The sequence below is a fragment of the Arcicella sp. GW458-12-2-14-TSB2 genome, from assembly GCF_059423785.1.
On the sequence record NZ_JBWKYN010000384.1, the window covers coordinates 1 to 540 of the forward strand.

General features: G+C 35.0%; 1 protein-coding gene. It reads right to left on the reverse strand.

Annotation, left to right across the window (positions count from 1 at the left end; translation table 11 throughout):
• Positions 1-157: 157 nt before the first annotated feature.
• Complete coding sequence (locus tag AC07XN_RS24570; RefSeq protein ID WP_309923989.1) at positions 158-418, reverse strand: hypothetical protein; 261 nt, start codon at positions 416-418, stop codon at positions 158-160.
• Between the last annotated feature and the right edge of the window lie 122 nt (positions 419-540).

A 540-nucleotide genomic window follows, 5' to 3' on the forward strand; every position in this document is an offset into this window, starting at 1 on the left:
GACTGTTCATGTAGCACGAGTTTTCAACTCGTAAAATAATACACGAGTTGAAAACTCGTGCTACATGAACAGTAATACAAAAAAATTGCCCGTGGTTCTCACAGGCAATTCATAAAGCGTTATAATCTTTTGAGAAGTGTTGTACATAAATACTCGCCTAGTCAATATCTCGTTGACGACCTTTTCCTGCGGAATAGATTTTTTTGATGAGGTATTCCGTATTTACCTCGGCTTCCCAGCTCCCGAACGATTTATGGTATGCTTGCTCGACTTCGTCCTGATGCTCCTTCGTTTCTTTGGGCTTCTTTTCAGAAGAAATCGTTATCGTAAGTTCCTCTTCATTTTTGAAGAGGTCTTTAATAGTTTTCAGTAAACTATCATTTATTTCGGTAGGTTTGATATAGTAAGTTGCATGCATAATTTTAATACTTTTTCCGATTTTTATTATTACTATTTTAGATTCACGCTACGTAAGAATTGACGGTAATTTTATAAATGCTGAGATTGGATAAAGTATCGAATAAGCTATACTATTTTATC

Excerpts from the sequence above, each read along its gene's own strand:
- AC07XN_RS24570 (WP_309923989.1), bottom strand. The coding sequence starts at position 418 with ATGCATGCAACTTACTATATCAAACCTACCGAAATAAATGATAGTTTA.